This is a genomic window from Streptomyces sp. SID14436, assembly GCF_010548465.1.
GTDB lineage: Bacteria > Actinomycetota > Actinomycetes > Streptomycetales > Streptomycetaceae > Streptomyces.
On record NZ_JAAGMD010000156.1, the window covers coordinates 1 to 315 of the forward strand.

1 pseudogene is annotated in these 315 nt (G+C 79.0%); it reads right to left on the reverse strand.

The features are described from left to right. A pseudogene (locus tag G3I53_RS05750) lies at nt 1-315 on the reverse strand (hypothetical protein); the annotation flags it as partial.

Below are 315 nucleotides of genomic sequence, written 5' to 3' on the forward strand. Positions count from 1 at the left end.
GCGGGGCGGGGGCGGGCAGCTGCGGCCCGGGGCGGTGTCGTCCATGTCCGCCCGGTGGAGTCCGTAGCCGACGCGGCGCCGGGCGGCCGCTTCGAGCGCGTCGCGCAGGGGTCCGCTGCGCAGGCGTGCCCCGGGGCCCAGCAGGCCCTCGACGACGTCGAGCGCGCCGGTGAGGTCACCGTGGTCCAGGCGTTCGCGGACGCCGGTGAGGCAGTCGGGGTCGCGGTGGGCCCGGTCGACGGCCTGCAGGCAGGGCAGGGGCGTGCCGGTCAGCTCGGCGAGCAGGGTTTCCCGGCGGATCTCGTCGGGCGGGTG